The sequence below is a fragment of the Miniphocaeibacter sp. genome (genome assembly GCF_049276255.1).
GTDB lineage: Bacteria > Bacillota > Clostridia > Tissierellales > Peptoniphilaceae > Miniphocaeibacter.
Map to the genome: position 1 here is coordinate 56,745 of NZ_JBASWB010000062.1, position 23,734 is coordinate 80,478.

The 23,734-nt window shown below is 26.9% G+C and carries 25 protein-coding genes and 1 other annotated feature (1 of these 26 running past the window's edge); all 25 genes read right to left on the reverse strand.

The genetic code is table 11. From position 1 onward, the window contains the following. Positions 1-3: 3 nt before the first annotated feature. A complete protein-coding gene (locus WAO56_RS07975; RefSeq protein ID WP_422143026.1) occupies positions 4-726 on the reverse strand; it encodes a segregation and condensation protein A in 723 nt (240 codons plus the stop codon). Continuing rightward, positions 726-1,358, reverse strand: a complete 633-nt coding sequence (locus WAO56_RS07980) for a site-2 protease family protein (protein WP_422143027.1) — start codon at positions 1,356-1,358, stop codon at positions 726-728. Before WAO56_RS07980 ends, WAO56_RS07975 begins: the two co-directional genes overlap by 1 nt. Further along, entirely contained in the window at positions 1,348-1,890 is a 543-nt protein-coding gene (locus WAO56_RS07985) for an NUDIX hydrolase (protein ID WP_422143028.1), read from the reverse strand. Before WAO56_RS07985 ends, WAO56_RS07980 begins: the two co-directional genes overlap by 11 nt. Next, the gene (recN, locus tag WAO56_RS07990) at positions 1,887-3,593 is read right to left on the reverse strand and encodes a DNA repair protein RecN (protein WP_422143029.1); all 1,707 of its coding nucleotides are present in this window, start codon (positions 3,591-3,593) and stop codon (positions 1,887-1,889) included. The genes WAO56_RS07985 and recN overlap by 4 nt, the downstream gene beginning before the upstream one ends. 4 nt (positions 3,594-3,597) lie before the next feature. Then, on the reverse strand, positions 3,598-4,050 hold the full coding sequence (locus tag WAO56_RS07995; protein ID WP_422143030.1) for an arginine repressor: 453 nt from the start codon (positions 4,048-4,050) through the stop codon (positions 3,598-3,600). Further along, positions 4,034-4,846: a TlyA family RNA methyltransferase gene (locus tag WAO56_RS08000; RefSeq protein WP_422143031.1), complete on the reverse strand. Its 813-nt coding sequence runs from the start codon at positions 4,844-4,846 to the stop codon at positions 4,034-4,036. Before WAO56_RS08000 ends, WAO56_RS07995 begins: the two co-directional genes overlap by 17 nt. Then, a complete protein-coding gene (locus tag WAO56_RS08005; protein ID WP_422143032.1) occupies positions 4,847-5,695 on the reverse strand; it encodes a polyprenyl synthetase family protein in 849 nt (282 codons plus the stop codon). Next, the gene (gene xseB, locus WAO56_RS08010; RefSeq protein WP_422143033.1) at positions 5,685-5,918 is read right to left on the reverse strand and encodes an exodeoxyribonuclease VII small subunit; all 234 of its coding nucleotides are present in this window, start codon (positions 5,916-5,918) and stop codon (positions 5,685-5,687) included. The genes WAO56_RS08005 and xseB overlap by 11 nt, the downstream gene beginning before the upstream one ends. Then, positions 5,911-7,248, reverse strand: coding sequence for an exodeoxyribonuclease VII large subunit (gene xseA, locus WAO56_RS08015; RefSeq protein WP_422143034.1), 1,338 nt, complete (start codon positions 7,246-7,248; stop codon positions 5,911-5,913). Before xseA ends, xseB begins: the two co-directional genes overlap by 8 nt. Beyond that, positions 7,245-7,652 carry a transcription antitermination factor NusB gene (nusB, locus tag WAO56_RS08020; protein WP_422143035.1) on the reverse strand — a complete coding sequence of 136 codons (408 nt, stop codon included), beginning with the start codon at positions 7,650-7,652 and terminating at the stop codon, positions 7,245-7,247. Before nusB ends, xseA begins: the two co-directional genes overlap by 4 nt. A gap of 49 nt (positions 7,653-7,701) precedes the next feature. Next, positions 7,702-8,046 carry an Asp23/Gls24 family envelope stress response protein gene (locus WAO56_RS08025; protein WP_422143036.1) on the reverse strand — a complete coding sequence of 115 codons (345 nt, stop codon included), beginning with the start codon at positions 8,044-8,046 and terminating at the stop codon, positions 7,702-7,704. Between the two features lie 63 nt (positions 8,047-8,109). Continuing rightward, complete coding sequence (ftsY, locus tag WAO56_RS08030; protein ID WP_422143037.1) at positions 8,110-9,234, reverse strand: signal recognition particle-docking protein FtsY; 1,125 nt, start codon at positions 9,232-9,234, stop codon at positions 8,110-8,112. An 8-nt stretch (positions 9,235-9,242) separates the two neighbouring features. Continuing rightward, the gene (gene smc, locus WAO56_RS08035) at positions 9,243-12,758 is read right to left on the reverse strand and encodes a chromosome segregation protein SMC (RefSeq protein ID WP_422143038.1); all 3,516 of its coding nucleotides are present in this window, start codon (positions 12,756-12,758) and stop codon (positions 9,243-9,245) included. Between the two features lie 4 nt (positions 12,759-12,762). Continuing rightward, positions 12,763-13,839 carry an elongator complex protein 3 gene (locus WAO56_RS08040; RefSeq protein ID WP_422143039.1) on the reverse strand — a complete coding sequence of 359 codons (1,077 nt, stop codon included), beginning with the start codon at positions 13,837-13,839 and terminating at the stop codon, positions 12,763-12,765. Then, positions 13,832-14,557, reverse strand: a complete 726-nt coding sequence (rnc, locus tag WAO56_RS08045; RefSeq protein ID WP_422143040.1) for a ribonuclease III — start codon at positions 14,555-14,557, stop codon at positions 13,832-13,834. Before rnc ends, WAO56_RS08040 begins: the two co-directional genes overlap by 8 nt. 6 nt (positions 14,558-14,563) lie before the next feature. Then, a complete protein-coding gene (locus WAO56_RS08050) occupies positions 14,564-14,788 on the reverse strand; it encodes an acyl carrier protein (RefSeq protein WP_422143041.1) in 225 nt (74 codons plus the stop codon). Then, positions 14,785-15,780 carry a phosphate acyltransferase PlsX gene (gene plsX, locus WAO56_RS08055; protein WP_422143042.1) on the reverse strand — a complete coding sequence of 332 codons (996 nt, stop codon included), beginning with the start codon at positions 15,778-15,780 and terminating at the stop codon, positions 14,785-14,787. Before plsX ends, WAO56_RS08050 begins: the two co-directional genes overlap by 4 nt. 91 nt (positions 15,781-15,871) lie before the next feature. Then, a complete protein-coding gene (gene rpmF / locus WAO56_RS08060; protein WP_422143043.1) occupies positions 15,872-16,054 on the reverse strand; it encodes a 50S ribosomal protein L32 in 183 nt (60 codons plus the stop codon). Between the two features lie 158 nt (positions 16,055-16,212). Continuing rightward, positions 16,213-17,400, reverse strand: a complete 1,188-nt coding sequence (locus WAO56_RS08065; protein ID WP_422143044.1) for an acetate kinase — start codon at positions 17,398-17,400, stop codon at positions 16,213-16,215. Between the two features lie 73 nt (positions 17,401-17,473). Further along, positions 17,474-18,061 carry a glycerol-3-phosphate 1-O-acyltransferase PlsY gene (gene plsY / locus WAO56_RS08070; RefSeq protein WP_422143045.1) on the reverse strand — a complete coding sequence of 196 codons (588 nt, stop codon included), beginning with the start codon at positions 18,059-18,061 and terminating at the stop codon, positions 17,474-17,476. Further along, entirely contained in the window at positions 18,061-19,377 is a 1,317-nt protein-coding gene (der, locus tag WAO56_RS08075) for a ribosome biogenesis GTPase Der (protein ID WP_422143046.1), read from the reverse strand. The genes plsY and der overlap by 1 nt, the downstream gene beginning before the upstream one ends. A 93-nt stretch (positions 19,378-19,470) precedes the next feature. Next, positions 19,471-20,712: a serine hydroxymethyltransferase gene (gene glyA, locus WAO56_RS08080; protein WP_422143047.1), complete on the reverse strand. Its 1,242-nt coding sequence runs from the start codon at positions 20,710-20,712 to the stop codon at positions 19,471-19,473. 1 nt (position 20,713) lies between these two features. Then, positions 20,714-21,154, reverse strand: a complete 441-nt coding sequence (locus WAO56_RS08085) for a SoxR reducing system RseC family protein (protein ID WP_422143048.1) — start codon at positions 21,152-21,154, stop codon at positions 20,714-20,716. After that, positions 21,147-21,866: a tRNA threonylcarbamoyladenosine dehydratase gene (locus WAO56_RS08090; protein WP_422143049.1), complete on the reverse strand. Its 720-nt coding sequence runs from the start codon at positions 21,864-21,866 to the stop codon at positions 21,147-21,149. Before WAO56_RS08090 ends, WAO56_RS08085 begins: the two co-directional genes overlap by 8 nt. Positions 21,867-21,868: 2 nt before the next feature. Next, a complete protein-coding gene (gene aspS, locus WAO56_RS08095; RefSeq protein ID WP_422143050.1) occupies positions 21,869-23,641 on the reverse strand; it encodes an aspartate--tRNA ligase in 1,773 nt (590 codons plus the stop codon). A 76-nt stretch (positions 23,642-23,717) separates the two neighbouring features. Continuing rightward, positions 23,718-23,734, reverse strand: a binding site (T-box leader); it runs 162 nt beyond the window's last position.

Sequence of the window (23,734 nt, forward strand, 5' to 3'; positions counted from 1 at the left end):
TTATCATCTCAGTTCTACAATTATTTCTGAAAATACATCTTCTTGAATAACTCTTACTACTTTAGTTTTTATTAGTTCCAAAACAGATAAAAAAACTACTATTATTTCTTGTCTAGTTCCATTTTTTTCCACAAAACTAGCTAAAGGAAGCTTCTTCTCACCTTCAAGCTTCCATTGTATATTTTCCATATATTCTTCTACAGAGTATTCTTCAGCTCTAATTATTTCAAATTTTTTTAAGTTTTCTTCTTCATTTCTATTTTTTTCAAGTAAATTCAATAACTCTTGAAGTAATAAATTACTATCACCAATAATATCGTTCTTTGCTTCTTCAACGGTATATTCTAAAAAATCCTCTTGAAATTTAGGCAAATAATAATCTGCATTTTTTTTCATCTCTATAAATTCTTTACTTAGTTTCTTAAATTTCTTATATTCTATTAATCTACCTAGCAATATCTCCTCAGTTATTTCCTCTTCTTCATCTAAGTATTCATTTTTAGGCAGTAATTTTTTTGATTTAATCTCTAATAAAGTACTAGCTAAATAAATAAATTCAGTAATATTATCGGGATCTTTAACTTTTAAAGTCTCAACTTCAATAAGAAATTGCTCTGTAATATCACTTAGAAAAACATCATAGATATCTATTTTATTTTTTTCTATTAGTTTTAATAAAAGATCAAAAGGACCATTATAAAATTCTGTATCAATATTTAAAGTCATTAAAACACCCTTAGTATATTAAATAAAAAGCTTAACAAATTTGAAGCTACAGTACTTATAATTGTAGGAATAGTACCAGAAATAATCAATAAAATTAAAATTATATTTAAATACTGCTCCATAGAAGAGATTTTATATACAATTTTTTCCGGTAAAAAACTATAAATAATTTTAGAACCATCTAAAGGAGGAATAGGTATTAAGTTAAAAATTGCCAAATATACATTGTATAAAATTAAATAAGATATTAACTGTATTAAAAAAAACGAAAATAAATTAGTGACATTTATATTTTTAATAAATCCATAGACAATAATAAAAATAATTGCTAGGAATAAATTAGTCATAATTCCAGCAATTGAAACTAAAAAATTACCTAATCTTTTTTTCTTAAACTTATAAGGATTAATTGGAACTGGCTTTGCCCATCCAAATTTAAATATAAATAAAGATAATGTTCCAATTAAAGACAGGTGTTTAAATGGATTTAAAGATAATCGTCCACTATTTTTTGCAGTATCATCCCCCATTAAGTAAGCCATAAGACCATGGGCATTTTCATGTAGTACTAGGGCAGTTAGAAGAGCAACTGCCATAGCCAAAACATCTATTATTTTTATACTATTTATCATTTGTCATAAACTTTCTATAAACATATAGAATTCCCGTTATAGTTTTAGTATCTTCAATTTCACCATCATCTATCATTTTTAAAGCCTCATCTATATCAAAATCTAAAACTTCTAAATATTCATCATCATCAGCTTCTAATTTACTTTCAAAAAGGTCTTGTGCTAAAAAATAAGATGTCTTTTCATCTGTAAATCCCGGTGAAGAATAACCATCAAACAAAAATTCTAGTTTATTTGCACCATAGCCTATTTCTTCTTGTAGTTCTCTTAAAGCGGCTTCTCTTGGAGATTCATTTGCATCTATTAATCCTGCTGGAATTTCAAGTAATACTTTATTTACAGCTTTTCTATATTGTTTTATGAAAAAAATTCTATTGTCTTTAATAGCTATTATTGCCACTGCATTATTGTGTTCAACTATTTCTCTTTTTGAATATTTTCTATTTGGTAATTCTACTGTATCAATTCTTAAATTTAAAATTCTTCCTTCGTATACCATTTCACTTTTTATAGTGTTTTCTTCATAAGTCATTTTTTACTCCTTTTTGATAAAAGTAAGTTCATACCTTGATCAATCATTTCCTTTGCTTGTTTAATTGTTGTATTAGTAATATTTACTCCACCAATTAACCTTGCTATTTCATTTATTCTATCCTCATTCTTAATACTATATATTTTTGAAATAGTATTATCATCTAATTCTTCCTTATCGATTAATAAATGATTATCTGCCAAAGAAGCTATTTGAGGAAGATGGGATATTACAATAATTTGCCTGTAGTTAGAAATATCTATTAGTTTTTCTCCAACTAATTGTGCTGTTCTACCACTAATGCCCGCATCGATTTCATCAAAAATCAAAGTTTCTACATTATCTACATTAGCTAATGCTGTTTTAAATCCAAGCATTATTCTAGATAATTCACCACCTGAAGCAATTTTTATTAATGGCAAAACATCCTGTCCAATATTAGTAGATATTAAAAAATCTACCTTGTCTTTACCAGAATTAACAACATTTTCAAGTTCTGAAAATTCAATTCTAAACTTTGCATTTGGCATATTTAAATCTTTAATATTAAAGAGTATGTCCTCTTCTAGTTTTTCTGAAATTTTTTTTCTTTCACCTGTTATTATAGATGCTGTAATATTTAATTCCTTATTATTTTTTTCTAATTGTTTTTTTAAATTTTCTAAATTTTCTTCAATATTATTAAGTCTATTTATTCTACTATAAATATTATCCCTAAAAACAATTAAATCTTCAATACTTGCACCATATTTTCTTTTTAGATTTGTTATTGTTTCTATATTGCTATTAAGTATTGCTAATTTTTCATCATCTACATATAAATTACTTGTATATCGACTAATTTCCGAAACTATATCTTCTAATTGAAAATATATATTATTTAGTTCTTCATAGTAAGGCTTAATATATTTATCCTTTTCTTCAACATTTCCCAATAATTCCTTACTTTTACCAAGCATTGTAAAAATATCTATACTATTATAGTCTTCAGAACTAAAAAGATTGGAAAAGCTATTTAAATCATTAATTATTTCTTCAATATTACTTAATAGCTTATATTCGGATAAAATCTCCTCTTCATCTATATTTTCCAAGTCTAACTCTTCAAGTTCAGATAATTGATACTGTAGTATATCTTTTTCCCTATCTAGTTCTTGAGGAGAAATTTCCAAACTCTCTATTTCCCTTAATAATTCATCTTTTTCCTTTAGAAGCTTTTCAATCTTTTTTAATTCATCATTGATTATATTAGGATTAAAAGAATCTATTAAATTTAAATAGTTTTCTTTTTTTAGAAGAGTTTGATTTTCATTTTGACTATGAATATCCATTAGCCCATCCATTAATTCTTTAAGTAGGGCCAAGCTAATATTACGTCCATTAATTCTATTAGAAGTTTTTCCATTTAATTGTAGTTCTCTAGTAATAATTAGCTCATTATCATCTAAAGTATAACCTGCATCCTGAAACTCTTTTAGCTTATCAACATCATATACTAGAAATTTTCCTTCAACTATAGACTTATTTCCATATTTGCCAAAAAAACTCTTTTGAAATCTACCTCCAAGTAATAGTTGTAAAGAATTAACTAGTATCGATTTTCCAGAACCCGTTTCTCCTGTAATTACATTAAATCTATTGGAAAATTCTATATTAAGTTTTTTTATTATAATAAAATTTTCTATGTATAATTCTGCAAGCATAATTCTACCTTATAATTGATTTAATATCGTTAACTGTAATATCCAATTTACTTTTATCTTCAACTGCAATAAATATAGTATCATTTCCTGCAATAATCCCACTTATGTTATCAATTTTTGCATTTGTAATAGACGTTGCACAAACTGTTGCTGTATGGGAAATTGTCTTAACAATAACCATGTCGTTATTATGCTTAACAGTTAAGACTGCTGATTTAAAAATTTTATCTAATCGCTCATTTAAAGAATCATGTACTGTATCAATTATTGCATAGTGATACTCACCATCTCGTGTTTGAACTTTTGAAATTCTTAATTCTTTAATATCTCTAGAAATAGTAGCCTGAGTCGCTCTGACTCCACTTTTTTCCAAAAGATCTGACAATTCTTCCTGGGTATGAATTTCATTATCTTGAATTAAATCTAAAATCAGTCTTTGTCTAGTATATTTCTTCATTTCTTCTCCTTTTATCAAATGCTGATTCAATAGTTTCTACTATAATATCTTTTGGAAATATCTTTTCTTCTTTTCCCTTTATTAAGTGCATTAAATACTCAACATTTCCTTCTTTTCCCAAAATAGGTGAAAAACTTATATCCATAACAATAAAACCATTCTTATTAATATAATCTACAATATCTCTAAGAATATTATAATGAAACTTTTTATTGACTATTCCTTTTTTTAATAACGAGCTATCACCTTCAAATTGAGGTTTAATAAGAATAATAATATTGGTAAAATCATGTACTATTTTATCCAATACAAAAAGTATTTTTTTTATAGATATGAAAGAAATATCTATAGTAATTATTTCTAGATTATAATTAAAAAATACATTGGTATCAATATTTTTTATATTGGTATTTTCTAAAGATACAACCCTAGGGTTATCTTTTAAACTCCTGTCTAATTGACTGGTTCCAACATCTAGGGCAAAAACTTTTCTTGCACCATGTTCCAATAATACCTGTGTAAATCCTCCAGTTGAAGAACCTATATCCAAACATACCTTATTGTTAATATCTATATTAAAAACTTCTATAGCTTTAATAAGTTTATAAGCACCTCTTGAAACATAATCTTTACCTTCAATAACTTTTAAATTATTAGAGCTTGCTAAGGTCGATGCCTTAGTTACTAATTTGTTATTAAGATAAACTCTTTTTTGTTTAATTAATTCTTTAGAATATGTTCTAGATTTTGAATATCCTAACTCTACTAAAAGTAGGTCTATTCTTTTTTTTTCCATTTAAATATCCCTATTAATTAAATATTTAACTAAACTATTAAGAAAATACGTGTCTTTTTTAAATTTATTTAAAATCCCCAGTGCTTTATTAGAGTATTCTAATAGTATTCTTTCAGCATTGTCTTTTGATGTATAATTAGCAAAAGTAATCTTTCCTATTTTTTTATCCTCTTCATAATCTAAAATATCGTCTTGAATTTGAAAAGACAATCCTAAGGCATATCCAAATTCTTCGGCTAGTTTGATTTCATCACTATTAGCCTTACCTAAAATAGCACCACATTTACAAGCAGCCATAATTAATCCGCAGGTTTTTTTATTATACATATCTAAAATCTGATCTGAATTTAAAAATTCATTGGATATATCTAAAATTTGACCAGTTATCATACCATTTCTTCCTGCCTTATATGCCAAATACCTACCTGCTTCAATAACACTATCTTTTTCTTTTGTTTTATAAATAATGTCCAAGACAATTTCATTTGAAGTATTAAGTAAATTATCTCCAACAAGTATGGCTATATCCTCACCAAACTTCTTATGGACAGTTAGTTGACCTCTCCTATAGTCGTCATTATCCATAGAAGGTAAGTCATCATGAACTAAGGAATAATTATGTATTAATTCCAAAGCTATTGCAAAATCATAAATATAGTCATCTTCTTTAGAGAATAGTTTTGCAAATTCAATAAGTAAAATTGGTCTTAACCTTTTTCCCCCATTTATAATTGCATATTTAGAAGCTTTTGATAGTATATCATCATCTGTAAAAACTGTATTTAATTTTTCATTAATTATGTTTTGTTTAATTTGTAAATCTGTTTTAAAATTATTTCTACTCTTCATTTAAAAAATTCATCTCATCTATTTCTTCAATATTATTATTGGAAATTATTTTAATTTTACCTTCTTCTCTTTCTAAAATCTTAGATAATTTATTATGAAGTTTAATTCCTTCCTCGTATAATAAAACATTTTCTTCTAGGGAAATATCTCCATTTTCCATTTTTTCTAAAATTTCATTTAATCTTTCAATACCCTTTTCATATTCACTAAAATTATTACTCAAATTTATTCTCCTTACTTTCTATTAATGCATTTGCTTCACCATCATGAAAATAAATCTTAACATTGTCATTGACATTAATATTATTTATACTTCCTACAGGTTTATTATCTAAATATACCTTCGCATACCCATATTTTAAGACTTTATTTGAATCATAGGTATCTAATTTAATTTTAAAACTATCTATTTTGAATTTTTCTTTAGAAAGTAAATTATTTATATTCATATTTAACAATTTATTTAAAACTTGTAATTTTTCTTTTTCTTTTTGAATTCTATTAATTGGATTAAAATTTTTAATTTTTAAATAAATATTATCAATCTTATTCTTTTCAGAACTAAAATAGTTCAAATTGTTTTTTTCAAGTCTTTCTTTTATATAGGTTAATTCTTTTTTTAGGTTAATAATCCTTTCTTTAGGATTATAGTAATTAATTTCCTTATAATAAAAATCTAAAAGTTTTTTTTCTTCAACAAAGTAATTATAAAAATACTTATTTAATAAATTAAATGATTCATTTAAATTGTTTTTTAAATCTTCAATTTTAGGTGTTGCTAATTCAGCAGCTGCTGTTGGTGTTGCTGCTCTAAGATCTGCAACATAATCAGATAACATATTATCAATTTCATGACCGACTGCAGATATTACTGGAGTTTTAGTGTTATAGATTTCATACAACAAACCTTCATCATTAAAACTATTTAAATCTTCAAAAGATCCTCCACCTCTACCAATAATAATAGTATCTACAAGTTTAGACTCATCAAAAAATTTTAATCCCTCTATTAAATTTTCAGCAGCTTCATTTCCTTGAACTTTTGAAGGATAAATATAGATATTAGCTATTGGAAACCTTCTTCTTATAGTATTTATAATATCCCTAACTGCTGCTCCTGTTGGAGATGTTATAACACCTATGGAATTAGGCATATTAGGAATGTTTACTTTATGGTCAGATGAAAACAAACCTTCTTTTGCTAGTTTGCTCTTTAAAATTTCAAATTGTTGATATATATCACCTATACCATCTGATACTATTTCCTTAACTAATAATTGATAATAACTTCCATAATCATAAGTTGTTAATGAACCTCTCGCAATTACTTTCATTCCATCTTTTATAGATATGGTTTTTGCTAATTCCATATTTTTAAATATAATACATCTTAAGGATGCTGCTTCATCTTTTAAAACAAAATAAACATTACCTGATGATATCTTAAAATTAGAAACTTCACCTTCAACGTGTAAATTTGCCAAAATTGGGTCACGTTTAACTAAAGAATTAATATATTTACTTAATTCCTTTATTTTTATAGCTTTTGTCATTCCATCAAACTCTTTCTTGATATTGATCCTAAGACCCCATTAATAAACCTATAAGCATCGTCTGAAGAAAATCTTTTTGCTATTTCTACTGCTTCATTAATAGCTACCTTATTTGGTATATTTTCATTGAATAAAATTTCATTAGTTGCTACTCGCAAAATAGACTTATCAATACTGGATAATCTATTAAATTCCCAACCGATAAGATTTTTTTCAATATGCTTATCTATTGTTTCTAAGTTCTCAAAAATTGATTTTATTGAACTATCTATAAATTCTTTTTCATTATTATTTATTTCAAAATTTTCACAAAATTTTTCAAAATTGTAATTATTATATTCATTATTTATTGTTGCTTGAAATATATACTTTACAACCCATTCTCTAGCTGATTTTCTACTCAAAATTCCTCCACACAAAAATTCCCTCTTTCTATTTAAAAGAGGGTATTTTCTAATTATTATCTATTCCTACTACATTTATATTAACCTGACTAACACTTAGTCCTGTCATATTTTCAATATCGCTTTTAATTTTATTTTGAACTGCTTTTGTAGTCTCTGGTATTTTTGATTCAGAATCTAAAATCAAGTTTATACTAACAATAACATAGTCCCTACCAACTTCTACCTCAGTAGCTTTCATAGCTCCTTTTTTAGAACTGGTAATTTTCTCACCCATAGAGCCAATTAATGCAGTAACACCTTCAACTTCTAAAGCAGAAGTGCCTGCAATTTTATTTATAATATCATTAGATATCTTTACAGAACCATTTTTAAATTTATTTTTATTAAGCATAACGTACCCCCGTTGTATAATTTTAACAAATAACATGTATATTTTCAAATAAACGAATAATTATTAATTAAATATTGCATCTACGAAATTATCAGAATCAAATTCCATTAAATTATCTATTTGTTCTCCAACACCTATTAATTTTACAGGTAATCCAAGTTCTATTTCTAAAGGAAATACAACTCCTCCCTTTGCAGTTCCATCTAATTTAGTGATTACTACACCTGTTAAATCTGCAACTTCTTTAAATTCTTTTGCTTGAAAAATTGCATTTTGACCTGTTGTACCATCTACTACTAATAATGTTTCTTTCTTTGCCTCTGGATATTCTCTTTCAACAACACGATGTATTTTATTAAGCTCGTTCATTAAATTCTTTTTATTGTGTAATCTACCTGCAGTATCACAAATTAATACATCTACATTTTTAGATTTAGCAGAAGCTATTCCATCAAAAACTACAGATGCAGGGTCTGCTCCTTCTTTATGGGAGATAATATCTACTTCAGCTCTATTTGCCCATTCTGTTAATTGTTCAATTGCTGCCGCCCTAAAAGTATCAGCTGCAACTAACATTACTTTTTTATCTTGTTGCTTTAATTTTGCTGCCATTTTACCAATTGTTGTAGTCTTCCCTACTCCATTTACACCGACTACCAATATAATTGTTGGACTTTTTGAAGTGTCAAGATCATTATTTGGCACTGCTTCAGCTAGTTTTTGCTTCATAATAGAAATTAAAAGACTTTTTACTTCCTTTGGATCTTTTATTCTTTCAAGTTTTACCCTTTCTGTTAATTCATCTATTATTTGCATAGTAGAATCAACTCCAACATCTGCTGAAATTAAAGTATCCTCTATTTCTTCAAATAATTCCTCATCTACTTTTTGATAGCTTGCTAAAATTGTATCTATTTTATTGGAAATATTATCACGAGTTTTTGTTAATCCCTTTTTTAACCTGTTAAAAAAACTTTCCTTTTCTTCAGTAACTATTTCTTCTTGATTTACTTCCTCTACTACTTCAACTGTTTCCTCTACGATTTTTTCTGTTTCCTTTTCGGAAGATTTATTTAAATCTTCCTCTTCTAAGCCACTTTTTTCTTCCTCTTGTTTCTCCAGTTCTTCCTTTTCTTCTATTTCTTCATTGTCTTTATTCTTAAATTTATCAAAAAAATTTTTAAACATAATTCCTCCTATTCAATTTCTAAGGATATAACTTTACTTACTCCCTCTTCTTCCATACTTACACCATAAAGAATATCTGCAATTTCCATTGTTGTCTTTCTATGAGAAATCATAATAAATTGAGTAGTATCTGTAAATGATTTTAAATATTTAGTATATCTTGAAATATTCGCTTCATCTAAGGCTGCATCAATTTCGTCTAGTATACAAAATGGTGATGGGCTTGTTTCAAAAATAGCGAATAATAAGGCCACTGCTGTTAATGCTCTTTCTCCCCCTGATAACAGGGACAAGTTTTGTAATTTTTTTCCAGGTGGTTCAGCTACTATATCTATACCACCATTTAAAACATCATTGTCCTGTATTTCTAAACTTGCATGTCCTCCATCAAAAAGAATATGGAAAATCTCATTAAATTTAGTATTAATCACATTAAAACTCTTGGCAAACATTTTTTTCATATCAATATCTAAAGTTTTAATAATACTTTCAATATCGTCTTTTGAATTTAATAAGTCATCTTTTTGAGCAGATAAAAACTCCACTTCCTCATTTATAGTTTTATATTCTTCAATAGAATCTGTACTAAAATAACCTAAATTTTTTAATTTAGATTTTAGTTTTTTCAAATCACTTTTACTTCTATTATCTATATTGTATACTAAGGTAAACTTTTCTAAAAATACATTATACTCTTCGTATATATTAGATAAAATTTTATTTTTACTACTTGTAAGATTCTCTATTTTATTATTAATTATTTCTAAATTATACTCTAATTTTGAAGATATGTTTTTTATATCATTTACTTCATCTTTCTTTTCTAAAAATAACTTTAAATTGGTTTCATAGTTATATTTTTCAGTAGGAATAACTTCTTTTAATAAACTTGCCTTACCGTTAATTTCCTCTAAATTATACCTATCTACCTTTAATTTTTCTTCTCTGGTTTTTAAATTATTAATAAGTTCTAGTATAGTATTTGAAATAGTTTTAATTCTAATATTTGTATCTTCAATTTCGTTTTTAAATTCATTTCTATTGTTATCATTAATACCTAAATCTCTTTTAAAAGATTCCAGTTTAGAATTTTCCTTTATTATTTCAAGGTCTAAAAAATTAATCTTAGAAGTTATTTGACTTCTTCTTTCTCTAACATTATTATAAGAAATCTTAATTTTATCTAATTTCTCTTTTATTTCATCTACATTTCCAATATCTTTAGTTTCTAAAGACTTTAAATAAAATTCATTAATCGATTTTTCAATTTCATTATAAGAATTTTCTTTAATATATATTTGAGTATTAATTTCCTCTATTTTCTTTTCTTTTAAGTTTTTATTTTTTTTAAGAATTTCTAAATCTTTATTTTTTTCATTAAATAAATTTTTATTATAAATTATTTTATTTTGTAAATCACTTATTTCATTTTCTAGTTTATTGTATTTTTGTTTTAAATCCTCTAATTTATCCTTAATAGAGTCTAAATTCTTTTTCCTATTTATTATGTTTATGGTTTTCTTGTTATTTGAATATCCACCTATTACAGAACCCCATGAATTAAAAATATCCCCATCCAGAGAAACAACCCTAAACTGTTTGTATTTTTTACTAATTATAATTGCATCATCAATATTTGAGACTAGAATAGTCCTACCTAAAAAGTAGTTAATTAGTGATTTATACTTTTCATCACATTCAATAATTTCAGATGCAATAGATAATATTCTATTATCATTAAAGTTAGGTATAGGATTTCTTCCTTTAATTTTATTTAAGGGTAAAAATGTTAATCGCCCAATTTTTTCTCTTTTTAAAAAATCTATTAATTCCTTTGCATCATTTTCATTATTTACAACAAGATTTTGTAATGTTCCAGCTAAAACATTATTAATTGCTACAGAATATTTCTCCTCTACATTTATTAATTCTGCTAACGTTCCTAAGGGCAGTGTATTCAAATTAGAAGATTTGATTTTTTTAAAAAAAGTACTTACCTGTCTATTATATCCTTCATAATTTTCTATTATGTTTTTATAAAAAGAAAATTCCCTATTTAAATCTTTAATTTGAATAGAAATATCCGTTTTATTATTATTTTTATTTTGAATATTATTCTTTAAAATATTAATTTCTTTTTCTAAATCAGCTATAATACTATTTAAATCATCAATAATCTTATAATCATCTTTTAGTTCAATTTCTTTATGATTAATATTATTTTTTAATTCTTCTATATCTTTAAGTAGTTTATCCCTTATAACTTCATCGTTTTTTATTTTTTCCCTATTAGAATTTTCAATGTTTTCCTCTGTTCTTTGTTCTACTTCTATGTTTTTTAATTTCTCTATATAATTTTCTTTTTCTTCTTCTAGTATTTTTAAAGACTCTTCATTTTTTTGTAGTTCTTTTGAAAAAATATTTTTTTCTTTATTGTATTTATCTATATTTTTAGAAGTTTCTTCAATGTTTTTTTCAATTACTTGTCTTTCTTCTATATTTTCTTCAATTTTGATTTTTAATCTATTGTTTTTTTCCTGTAGATATTTTTCTTCCTCTTTTAATCTAATTATTTCTGAATCTTCATATTTGATTTTTTCTTCATTTAACTTAACTTCTAAATTTAAATTATTTATTTCTTTCTCTAAATTACTATACTCGTTTTGTAAACTTTCATATTTTTCTTTTAATATATCTACTTTTTCTTCTAAGGAAGTAATTTCAGTATTTAAGAGATTAATTTTATTTCTATTTTTACTAATATCATCATTTAACGATGATGTTTCTTCTAAATTTCTTAATATTTCTCTTTCATTCTTTTCAATTTCTAATTTATTAAAATATAAATCCAATATCTTTATTTCATTTGTTAATTGTAATCCAATTGTTGCTCTATCTGATTGTTCTTTTAGGTAATCTCTTTGCTCTATTTTCTGAGTTAAAATATCCTCTATTCTCCCTAAATTAGAGATGGTTTTTTCAAGTTTTTTTAAAGACTCTTCTTTTTTATATTTATATTTAGATATGCCAGAAGCTTCTTCAAAAATAAATCTTCTATCTTCACTTTTAGAAGATAGAATTTCATCAATTCTTCCTTGTCCGATAATCGAATACCCTTCCTTGCCTATACCTGTATCCATAAATATTTCTCGAATATCCTTTAAGCGACAAGATTTTTTATTTATATAGTACTCAGATTCTCCCGTCCTAAAAACTCTTCTAGTAATGTTTACTTCACCATATTCAACTGGTATCCATTTTTCAGCATTATCAAAATTTAAAGAAACTTGAGCAAAATTTAAAGGCTTATACTTATTTGTTCCTGAAAAAATTACATCTTCCATTTTAGTTCCTCGTAAGGACTTAACGCTTTGTTCACCTAAAACCCACCTAATCGCATCTGATATATTCGATTTTCCACTGCCATTAGGTCCAACTATTGCACAAATAGGTTTATTAAATTGTAATTTAATTTTATCCTTAAAAGATTTAAATCCCTGAATTTCAATTGATTGTAATTTCAAATAGTTACACCTCTAAGTTCCGTAAGTATTCTCTATAGTAATTATAAATATCTATCTTGATTTTCTCAATATTTGATTTAATTATAACCTTACTATTATCTTCTTTTGTTCCAATAAATTTAATTTTATTTATATTAAATTCACTAGAATAATATTTTTTATTTATTCCCTTATTTCCTACTAAGTATGAAATATTTTTATTATTTGCTATTATTGATATTTCTTCACCGTTTTCAAATAAACTCAATTCTTTTGACGACATTTCTTTAAATATTTCTTGTAACAGAAGTTGACGAAATGCAGCATGGAAAGGACCTGCTACAACATCCTTACCTTCATTAATATTATCTGTTGGCTGTAAACCTATCCTAATAACATCTATACTATTTAAAGAATACATAATATAAATCGGTTTTATTATGTTAATTGCTTCATCAATTGTTAAGGGCTTATAAATCCCCTTTAAAAATAAATCTTCCAATTTAGTATCTTTTATAACTAAAGTAGGATAAATTCTTACAAATTTAGGTCCTATTTCTACAAATCTCTTTGCAGTCCTTAATGATTTTTCATAATTATCTTTATACAAACCTATCATTTGCTGAAGTCCTAATTCAAAGCCATATTCTTTTATTTTTTCCGATGCTTTAAATACTGTATGAGAGTTATGACCTCGATTATTATAGTATAGGACATCATCGTCTAAAGATTGAACTCCTAACTCTATTGTTTTTACATTATAATATTTTAAAATCTCTAGTATGCTATCGTTAATATAATCTGGCCTAGTTGATAATCTAATAGAATTAACTAAATTTTTATCTATAAAAAAATTAGCTAATTTTAAATACTCTATCATTACATCTTCACTTAAACCTGTAAAGCTACCACCGTAAAAAGCAATTTGAGTTTCTTGATTTTTATTCGAAAAAAAAGTTAGGTATTCTTCAATATCTAACCTTGTTTTTATTAAATCATCAGCATAATTTTTATTAGTTATTTTTCTCTGGTTACAAAAAATACAATCATTTGGACAACCATAATGTGGTACAAATACCGGTATAATATTTAATTTACTCAATTTTAATACCTAATCTCTCTATAGAATTTTTCGCAGCCTTCTGTTCGGCAATCTTTTTGTTTTTCCCTCTCCCCTGCTCTAAGACAATATCGTTGTACATGGCAGTAACAAAAAATACTTTTGCATGATCTGGACCAATTGATTTGTCCAATCGATATTTAACTTTACTCTTATATTTAATTTGTACATAGTTTTGTAAAATTGCTTTATAATTATAGTTATTCTTGTTAATTTTTAAATAATCATCAAAAATATTAATATGTTTTTTTGTAATTAAATCATATACGGTACTATATGAATTTGAATCCAAGTAAATTGCTGCAAATAAAGCTTCAAATGTATCGGATAAAATAGAATTTCTCTGTCTTCCTCCAGATTTTTCCTCTCCTTTTCCCAATACTAAATATTTGCCTAGATTAAAATATTTAGCTGCATTTGAAAAACTTTCTTCACAAACTACTTCGCTTTTTAATTTTGTTAATTCACCTTCATCAATATCGTTGTATTTTCTATAAAAATATTCGCTAAAAACCAATCCTAAAATAGAATCACCTAAGAATTCCATTCTTTCATTTGATTTATAATTTGAATCCTCTTGTTCATTTACTTTTGATATATGATGAAAAGCAGAATCTAATATTTCCAAATTATTAAATTCATATAATATTTCTTTTTCTAATTGTTTTAATAACTTAATTCTACTATTACTGAGTTTCAAAATATCCTACTTCTTTAATTTTTCTATATTTTCTACTATATCTTTTACAGTTACAATTTCATCTAAATTTTCATCTGATATTTCAATATCAAATTCATCTTCTATTGCCATAACAAGTTCAAGTAAACCAATAGAATCGGTTCCTAAATCTTCCCTAATAATTGTATTTTCATTAATATTATCTACTTTGAATTCTTCTTTTATAATTTCTACAACTTTATCATAAATCATTGCTCATTCTCCTTTTTTTCTAATTCATTCTCTATCTTACTAATTATATCATTTTCTATAAACTTCACCATTGCATCAATTCCAGTTTCTATTGCTCTAGAATTACTGCTTCCATGAGCTTTAAATACAGCTTTTTTTACTCCTAACAAAGGTGCTGCACCATATTCGTTATAATCTAGCATATCCTTTATATCTTTCAATACATCCTTTAACAATAGTGCACCAATCTTCGCCTTAAAAGAACCTAATATACCCTTTTTAAGTCTTCCCATTATAGTTATTGCTGTACCTTCTGTAGATTTTAATAAAACATTTCCTGAAAAACCATCTGTTACTATAACATCTGAATTACCAGAAAGTAAATCCCTTGCTTCAACATTACCTTGAAAATTAAGATTGGATTCTTTCAATAATTCGTAGGTGTCTTTTCTAAGCTTGTCTCCCTTACCTTCCTCTGTGCCAACACTTAATAGGCCTACTTCAGGGTTATTAATATTTAAAACCCCTTGTGAATATACACTGCCCATTAATGCAAATTGAGCTAATAATTCAGGAGTACAATCCATATTAGCACCAGCATCTAAAAGAACACAAGGTTTTTTTTCAGTTGGAAATACTATTGTTAAAGCGGCTCTACTTATACTTTGTAATCTTTTAGTTATTAAAGTCGCTCCTGCTAGCAAGGCTCCAGTACTACCACAGGATATAAGTCCATCATAATCTTCACCGTTTAAGGCCTTAAATCCTAAATGTAAAGACGATTTTTTATTTCGTCTAATAGCTAATGCTGGTTCTTCATCATTTTTTATGTATTCTTTTGTATCTATATAATCTATTCTATTTGAATTTTCGCTTACCACTTCTTCTATTTCATTTTTATCTCCAATAAAAGTTATACTTAAATCTTTATGATTTTCTAAAGCTTTTAATGCTCCATTTACAATTTCTTTATAACCTTTATCCGCTCCTAATGTATCTACTAATATTTTCATTATACACCTCTTTACTAATAGTATTTTAACATATTCTATTAAGATTTAATAATATAAAAAAAGATAGGTAAAAACCTATCTTTTTAAACATTTAGTCTTCTACTGAAATTATTTCCTTACCATCATAATATCCGCAAGATCTACAAACTCTATGTGGTAATTTTGGTTCATGACAATTTGAACATTCTTGTATAGTTACTCTAGGTAATCTATATGAAGAAGCTCTTCTTTTATCTCTTCTAGTTTTGGATGTTTTTCTCTTTGGTACTGCCATTGCTACACCTCCCTTGAATATTAAAGCTTTATTCAAATATATTAAACAATTAGATATGGGTAGGTTGACAATCCCATATATCTAAAACTAACCTTTATGAATAAATTTATACATACAACAGAATTTATTATACAAATTTATTGGTAAATTGTCAATAATTACTTAACTATTTTTAAAGTATCCCTTGCTATCATTAATTCTTCATTAGTAGGTACTATAAAGATTTTAGTTTTTGATTCATCTGTAGATATACAAGCTTCTTCTCTTAATAGATTTTTTTCATTATCTAAAATCAATCCATAGTCTTCAAGATTTTTTGTAACTTGATATCTTGTATCTGGGCCGTTTTCTCCTACACCACCTGCAAAACATATAGCGTCAACTCTACCTAATTCTATCATATATGCTCCTAAAAATCTTCTAATTCTATTATGGAACATATCTAGAGCTAAGGTTGCTCTTTCGTCTCCCTTAACATGTGCTTCTTCTAAGTCTCTAAAGTCACTGCTTAGTCCAGAAATACCTAAAACTCCTGATTCTTTATTTAAAATTTCATTAATTTCATCTGGAGATAGATTTTCTTCATTTTGTAAGAAAGAAATAATTGTTGGGTCTAAATCTCCAGAACGAGTTCCCATAATTAATCCTTCTAATGGTGTAAGTCCCATTGTTGTATTTATACACTTACCATTTTTTATAGCTGCTAAACTAGATCCATTACCTAAATGTAAACTAATAATATTAATATCCTCTACATTTTTCCCTAATAATTCAGCAGTTCTATGAGTAATATATTTATGGCTTGTTCCATGGAATCCAAATTTTCTAAGTTTATATTTTTCATAGTACTTATATGGTATACCATATAAATAGTTATATGCTGGCATTGTTTGATGGAAAGCAGTATCAAAAACAGCAACATTTGGTTTTCCAGGTACTATTTTTTCGCAAGCTTCTATTCCCATTAAATTTGCAGGATTGTGTAAAGGTCCAAATTTTATGTAATCTCTTATAATTTCCTTTACCTTAGAGTCAATTAAAGTAGAATCGATTAATTCTTCTCCACCATGTAAAACCCTATGACCTATAGCTCCTATTTCATCTACAGATTCAACTACTCCATGTTCTTTGTCTGTTAAAAAATCAAATACCATTTTTATAGCTTTGGTATGATCTTCAATAGGCTCTTCCTTTGAATACTTGTCTCCATTAACTGTTTGAGTTATTTTTGATCCATCAATTCCAATTCTTTCAACAAGTCCCTTTCCCATAACAGTTTCATCATCCATGTTAAATAATTGATATTTTAATGATGAACTACCACAATTTACAACTAAAACCTTCATTTTTCCTCCTAAATATATATAATTATTATAATAATCGTAATCAAAATTGATTATAACATAAATTTAACAAATTTTATTTGATTCTAGACTCATTTCCTGTTAAAAGCCTATAAATATTTCCTCTATGCTTAAAAATAGTAATTACAGCTAAAATTATATATAATAATCCACCATAAAAGAAATCTTTCTTTACAATAAAATATATGCCAACTAAAATACACAATACTGCCACTGAAACAGATCCTAATGAAACATATCTAGAAACTGCTACTATAATTAAAAAAACCCCAAATACAGCCAGTATATGTAATGGTGATATAGCCATTAATACACCAAAAGAAGTGGCAATTCCCTTACCACCCTTAAAGCCATATACAATTGGCCAATCATGTCCTAATACAACTGCTAAGCCAGCTGTAAACATTCCAATATCACCATAAATTTTTCCACCAATATAGGCAACAATAATTCCTTTTAGAAAATCGATTATAAATGTCAATATTCCTATTTTCTTACCAAATACTCTTAAAGCATTAGTCGTTCCGGTGTTACCACTACCAAACTCCCTAATATCCTTTTTAAAAAGCACTTTACTAAGTATTAATCCTCCAGAAATATTCCCTATAAAATAAGATATTATTGCAAGAAAAAATATTCCCATTAGTCACCTCGTTCTCTTAATTCAAAAATTAACGGTACCCCTGTAAAATGAAAATTCTCTCTAATTTGATTTTCGATATACCTAATATATGAAAAATGCATTAAACTCGACTTATTGACATAGATAATAAACTTAGGAGGTCTAACTGCTACCTGAGTAATATAAAAGATTTTTAATCTTTCTCCCTTGTCTGTCGGAGGAGGATTATACAAAATCGCATCATTTATAATATCATTTAAAATTCCTGTACTTATTCTCATAGAGTAATTGTTATTTATTTGTTCTATTAATTCAAATAATTTGTATACTCTTAAATTATTTTTTACAGACATAAATATAATAGGAACATAATTTATAAAACCTAGCTTATTCCTTATTTCCCTTTCAAAGTTAATATGTGATTTATTATCTTTTTCAATTAAATCCCATTTGTTAACTGAAATAATCATAGCTTTTCCCTGGTCGTGAGCATATCCTATAATTTTCGAATCCTGCTCTGTGACTCCTTCTTTTGCATCTATCATCAATACACAAATATCGGATTTATCTATTGCATCTAAGGTCCTTACAACACTAAATCTTTCAACTTCTTCACTTATGGCCCTTTTTCTTCTTAGTCCTGCTGTATCTACTAGAATATAATCCTCACCATTATACTTGAATTTACTGTCAATGGAGTCCCTTGTTGTCCCTGCAATATCCGTAACTATCATTCGCTCCTCTCCTAATAAACGATTAATAAGAGAAGATTTACCAACATTTGGTTTTCCTATTATTGCAACTTTTGTAATATCTTCATCACTTTCCATATCTAAATCTATAGGGAATTTTTCTACAATATCATCTAGTAAATCTCCTAGACCCATTGAGTTTTCAGCACTTATAGCCTTAATATTATCAATTCCTAATTCATAGAACTCATATATATTATCTTCAAATTTTTTGTTATCAATTTTATTAACAACTAATATTATTTCTTTTTTTGATTTTCTTAATAAGTTTGCAATTTCCCTATCATCAGATGTAATTCCAGCTCTTCCATCTACAACAAATAAAACTATTTCTGCAGTTTCAATAGCCAATTCAACTTGATTAATTATTTCTTTTGAAAATCTCTCTTTTGAATCAAGTTCTATACCACCAGTATCTACTAAATTAAAATATCTATTTTGCCATTCAGCTTCCTGGTATAATCTATCCCTTGTTACTCCTGGGTCGTCCTGAGTTATTGCAACTCTTTTTCTTACAATTCTATTAAATAAAGTAGATTTTCCAACATTTGGTCTACCTACAATTGCTACTACTGGTTTTTTCATATAACACCTCTTTTCTTAGATATAATAACATAATGGTTTCCTTTAATCCAATAAAAAAACTTGGGCTAACTGGCTAACCCAAGTTTACTTATTTTATTCATATAATTTATAGTTACTCATTAATTTAAGAACATCTGCTTTAATATCTTCTGCTGGTCTTTCTTTCTTTAATGCTTGTACCATATATTTTCCTATTTCTCTAAATCCATCTTCTTTCATTCCTCTAGTTGTAACTGCAGGAGTACCTACTCTTACTCCAGAAGTAACAAATGGTGATTCAGGATCATTAGGAATAGTATTTTTATTTGTAGTTATATTAACTTCTTCTAATAGAGCTTCTGCTTCTTTTCCAGTTAAACCTAAATTTCTAACATCCAATAATAACAAATGATTATCTGTACCGCCAGAAACTAGTCTAATTCCGCCTTCTGTTAAAGCTTCTCCTAATGCTACAGCATTTTTCTTAACTTGTCTTATATATTCTTTAAATTCATCTGTTAAAGCTTCTTTAAAGCATACAGCTTTAGCAGCTATTACATGCTCTAATGGTCCACCTTGTAAACCAGGGAAAACTGCCTTATCTATTTTTTTAGCATGTTCTGCTTTACATAGAATAGCTCCACCTCTAGGACCTCTAAGAGTTTTATGTGTTGTAGTCGTTACAAAATCTGCATATGGAATTGGGCTAGGATGTTCATCAGCAGCAATTAATCCAGCAATATGAGCCATATCTACCATGAAGTAAGCTCCTACTTCATCTGCAATTTCTTTGAACTTTGCAAAATCTATCACTCTTGAATAAGCACTAGCACCTGCAACTATTAGTTTTGGTTTATGTTCTAAAGCTCGTTCTCTTACTTGATCATAATCTATTGTTTCTGTTTCTGGATCAACTCCGTAGTCAACAAAGTTGTAGTATAAACCGGAAATATTAACTGGTGAACCATGAGTTAAATGACCACCTTCAGATAAATTCATTCCTAAAACAGTATCACCTGGTTTAAGAACTGCTAAATATACAGCCATATTAGCATTTGCTCCTGAATGAGGTTGAACATTTGCATGGTCAGCTCCGAATAATTCACATAGACGTTTTCTTGCAAGATCTTCAGCGACATCAACAAACTCACAACCACCATAATATCTCTTACCAGGGTAACCTTCTGCATACTTATTGTTTAATGTTGTTCCTAATGTTTCTAAAACAGCTTCTGAAATAAAGTTTTCTGATGCTATTAATTCCACATGGTCTCTTTGTCTTTGTGTTTCATTTTTTACAGCATCATAAATTTCCTTATCGAATTTCTCCAATTGTGGTAAAGGTCTTAAACTCATTTTACTCCTCCTCAAAATTAATAATTTTTATTGCCTTAATCACTTCACTATTTTTATTAAAATATTTATTATCTAAAATTTTTAAAATAAATAGTGAAATTAGCAGAAATGCTATACCAAGTCCTAAGCTTTTAATCTCTTGACTGGAAACGTTATTTCCACTAAATATTATTATACCACTAATAATTCCAAAAACAAAGAATATCAATGGAATAAAGTACATTATTATAGAGTATTTAAAAATGGTACCGTTTTTTATAGAAAGCAGTACTCTATCTCCCTTTTTTGCATTTAATTCATTTTCTATTTTAACAATCATAGGCTTGTTTTCTGAACTGCAGCCTGTACATGAGCTACAGTTCCCCCCACAGCCACTTTCTCTTACTACTAAGACATCTATATGATTATTATTACTATCTATTACTACACCTGTTTTATCCATAATCCTCCTTTGATATTAGTTCATTAATTATTTCTCCTGAAATAATAAGTCCTGCTACAGATGGCACAAAACTAATGCTAGATGTTGGTGTTTTATTTGAACCATTATTTGTATTGTTATTTTTTTTAGGTAATTCATCAGACCAAATAACTTTAAGTTTCTTAACATTTTTCTTTTTTAAATTAACCCTCATAGTTCTCGCTAGTGGACAGACACTTGTTTTACTAATATCAGAAACTTTAAATTTCTTAGGGTCTAACTTATTGCCAGCTCCCATTGATGAAAATAAGTTTATATTATTATTATAACAATATTCTGCTAAAGCAATTTTACTTTGAACACTATCAATTGCATCTACTATATAATCATATTCTTTTAAGGAAAATTTATCAATGTTATCAGGCACTAATTTTTCTTTAAATTTAATAACTTTACATTTAGGATTAATATCCTTTATTCTCTGCTCAATAATATCTACTTTATAGGCACCTATATTAGAATGTAAAGCAATGATTTGTCTATTAATGTTAGTTATATCAATTGTATCAAAATCTACTACTGTAATTTCTCCTATTCCTGCCCTAACTAGTCCCTCAACAACATAACCTCCAACACCACCAACTCCAAAAACCAATATTTTAGAGTTGGCTAATTTTTTTAGAGATTCTTCTCCTATTAATAATTCAGTTCTTTGTAAAAAATTATTTTCCATATTTACTTATCCAGTTTTATATGAATTTCCTTTAATTGTTCTTCTGTAACCTGAGAAGGAGCACCGGATAATAAATCTGTAGCAGACTGAGTTTTTGGAAAAGCTATTACATCTTTAATGTTTTCAGTACCGCATAATAACATCATAAGCCTATCTAATCCATAGGCTAAACCACCATGTGGAGGAGTCCCATATTTTAATGCGTCAACAAAGAAACCAAATTTATTTTCTATTTCTTCTTTTGTTAAATTTAAAGCATTAAACATTTTTTCTTGTAGTTCACTATTATTAATTCTAATAGAGCCACCACCTAATTCTTCTCCATTTACTACAATATCGTATGCTTTTGCTCTTACTTTTTCCGGAGTTTTTTCCAATAGTTCTATATCCTCATCTTTAGGACTTGTAAATGGATGATGTTTAGCTACAAGTCTTTCTTCTTCATCATCATATTCAAATAATGGAAAATCAACTATCCAAGTAAATTTGAAATCATCATTTTTCAACAAACCTAAATTCTGTGCGATATGTCTTCTTAAAGCTCCTAAAGAATCAAATACTACTGAATTCTTGTCTGCAACTATTAGAATAAGTCCATCTTTTTCTACACTAAAAGCTTTTAATATTGCGTTTATTTCTTCTTCTTTTAAAAACTTAGCTATTGGTGAGTTTACTTCCCCATTATTAATTTTTATCCAAGCTAACCCTTTAGCTCCATATGTTTTTACATATTCTTGTAATGCATCTATTTTTTTTCTTGAGTATTCTTTTTGGTATTCACCAATATTTATTCCTCTAACGGAAAAACCTTCTTTAACTGCTGAAGAAAATACTTTAAAATCTGAATCCTTAACAATTTCAGATATATCTACTAATTCAAATCCATATCTTAAATCTGGCTTATCACTTCCATATTTTTCCATTGCTTCAGCATAGGTCATTCTACTAAAAGGAATATCTAAGTCAATATTTTTAATTTCCTTAAATATTTTCTTAATTAATTTTTCATTAATTTCTATAACGTCATCTTCTTCTACAAAGGACATTTCTAAATCTACTTGAGTGAACTCAGGTTGTCTGTTCGCCCTTAAATCTTCATCTCTAAAGCATTTTACTATTTGATAATATCTGTCCATTCCTGCCACCATAAGCAATTGTTTCATTAATTGAGGACTCTGTGGCAATGCATAAAACTCATAAGGATTAACCCTTGAAGGGATTAGGTAGTCTCTTGCTCCTTCAGGAGTTGGTTTTCCTAAAAATGGAGTTTCTATTTCAATAAAGTTATTTTCTGCTAAAAAATTTCTAATTATATTAGAAGTTTTAGCCCTTAACTTCAAATTATTTTGTAAAAATTCCTTTCTTAAATCTAAGTACCTATATTTTAATCTTACTTCTTCTGAAACATTATCATCATTTTTTATATATATAGGAGTAGTCTCCGCCTTGTCTAAAATTCTAAATTCATTTACTAGAATTTCAATATTACCTGTTGGAATATTAGGATTTTTAGATTCTCTTTCCCTAACAATACCCTTTACTCCTACAACAAATTCAGTTCTTACTCCTTTTGCCTTTTCAAAAAGTTCCTTGTTGTCAGTTTCATTTACAACAACTTGGACTATTCCAGTTGTATCCCTAATATCCATGAAAATAATACTGCCTAGATTTCTTTCTTTGGCTACCCACCCCATTACAATAACTTCTTTTCCTAGGCAATTTTCTAAAACCTCTCCACACATATTCGTTCTCTTAAAATTTTTTATTGTATCCATAATTCCTCCAATTAATTTAATATCCTAAATTTATATGATTAAAACATAAATATTATTTGAAATAAAAAAACTCGCCACAAGGGACGAGTTAAC

Bases quoted from the DNA above. Each gene is read 5' to 3' on its own strand.
- WAO56_RS07995 (WP_422143030.1), bottom strand. From the start codon at position 4,050: ATGAAGAAATATACTAGACAAAGACTGATTTTAGATTTAATTCAAGAT.
- WAO56_RS08000 (WP_422143031.1), bottom strand. From the start codon at position 4,846: ATGGAAAAAAAAAGAATAGACCTACTTTTAGTAGAGTTAGGATATTCA.
- der (WP_422143046.1), bottom strand. From the start codon at position 19,377: ATGAAAAAACCAGTAGTAGCAATTGTAGGTAGACCAAATGTTGGAAAA.
- plsX (WP_422143042.1), bottom strand. From the start codon at position 15,780: ATGAAAATATTAGTAGATACATTAGGAGCGGATAAAGGTTATAAAGAA.
- aspS (WP_422143050.1), bottom strand. From the start codon at position 23,641: ATGGATACAATAAAAAATTTTAAGAGAACGAATATGTGTGGAGAGGTT.
- WAO56_RS08050 (WP_422143041.1), bottom strand. From the start codon at position 14,788: ATGATTTATGATAAAGTTGTAGAAATTATAAAAGAAGAATTCAAAGTA.
- WAO56_RS08085 (WP_422143048.1), bottom strand. From the start codon at position 21,154: ATGGATAAAACAGGTGTAGTAATAGATAGTAATAATAATCATATAGAT.
- WAO56_RS08025 (WP_422143036.1), bottom strand. From the start codon at position 8,046: ATGCTTAATAAAAATAAATTTAAAAATGGTTCTGTAAAGATATCTAAT.
- xseA (WP_422143034.1), bottom strand. From the start codon at position 7,248: ATGACAAAAGCTATAAAAATAAAGGAATTAAGTAAATATATTAATTCT.
- WAO56_RS07975 (WP_422143026.1), bottom strand. From the start codon at position 726: ATGACTTTAAATATTGATACAGAATTTTATAATGGTCCTTTTGATCTT.
- glyA (WP_422143047.1), bottom strand. From the start codon at position 20,712: ATGAGTTTAAGACCTTTACCACAATTGGAGAAATTCGATAAGGAAATT.
- WAO56_RS08090 (WP_422143049.1), bottom strand. From the start codon at position 21,866: ATGGAAAATAATTTTTTACAAAGAACTGAATTATTAATAGGAGAAGAA.
- WAO56_RS08005 (WP_422143032.1), bottom strand. From the start codon at position 5,695: ATGAAGAGTAGAAATAATTTTAAAACAGATTTACAAATTAAACAAAAC.
- WAO56_RS08065 (WP_422143044.1), bottom strand. From the start codon at position 17,400: ATGAAGGTTTTAGTTGTAAATTGTGGTAGTTCATCATTAAAATATCAA.
- ftsY (WP_422143037.1), bottom strand. From the start codon at position 9,234: ATGTTTAAAAATTTTTTTGATAAATTTAAGAATAAAGACAATGAAGAA.
- recN (WP_422143029.1), bottom strand. From the start codon at position 3,593: ATGCTTGCAGAATTATACATAGAAAATTTTATTATAATAAAAAAACTT.
- plsY (WP_422143045.1), bottom strand. From the start codon at position 18,061: ATGGGAATATTTTTTCTTGCAATAATATCTTATTTTATAGGGAATATT.
- WAO56_RS07980 (WP_422143027.1), bottom strand. From the start codon at position 1,358: ATGATAAATAGTATAAAAATAATAGATGTTTTGGCTATGGCAGTTGCT.
- rpmF (WP_422143043.1), bottom strand. From the start codon at position 16,054: ATGGCAGTACCAAAGAGAAAAACATCCAAAACTAGAAGAGATAAAAGA.
- WAO56_RS07985 (WP_422143028.1), bottom strand. From the start codon at position 1,890: ATGACTTATGAAGAAAACACTATAAAAAGTGAAATGGTATACGAAGGA.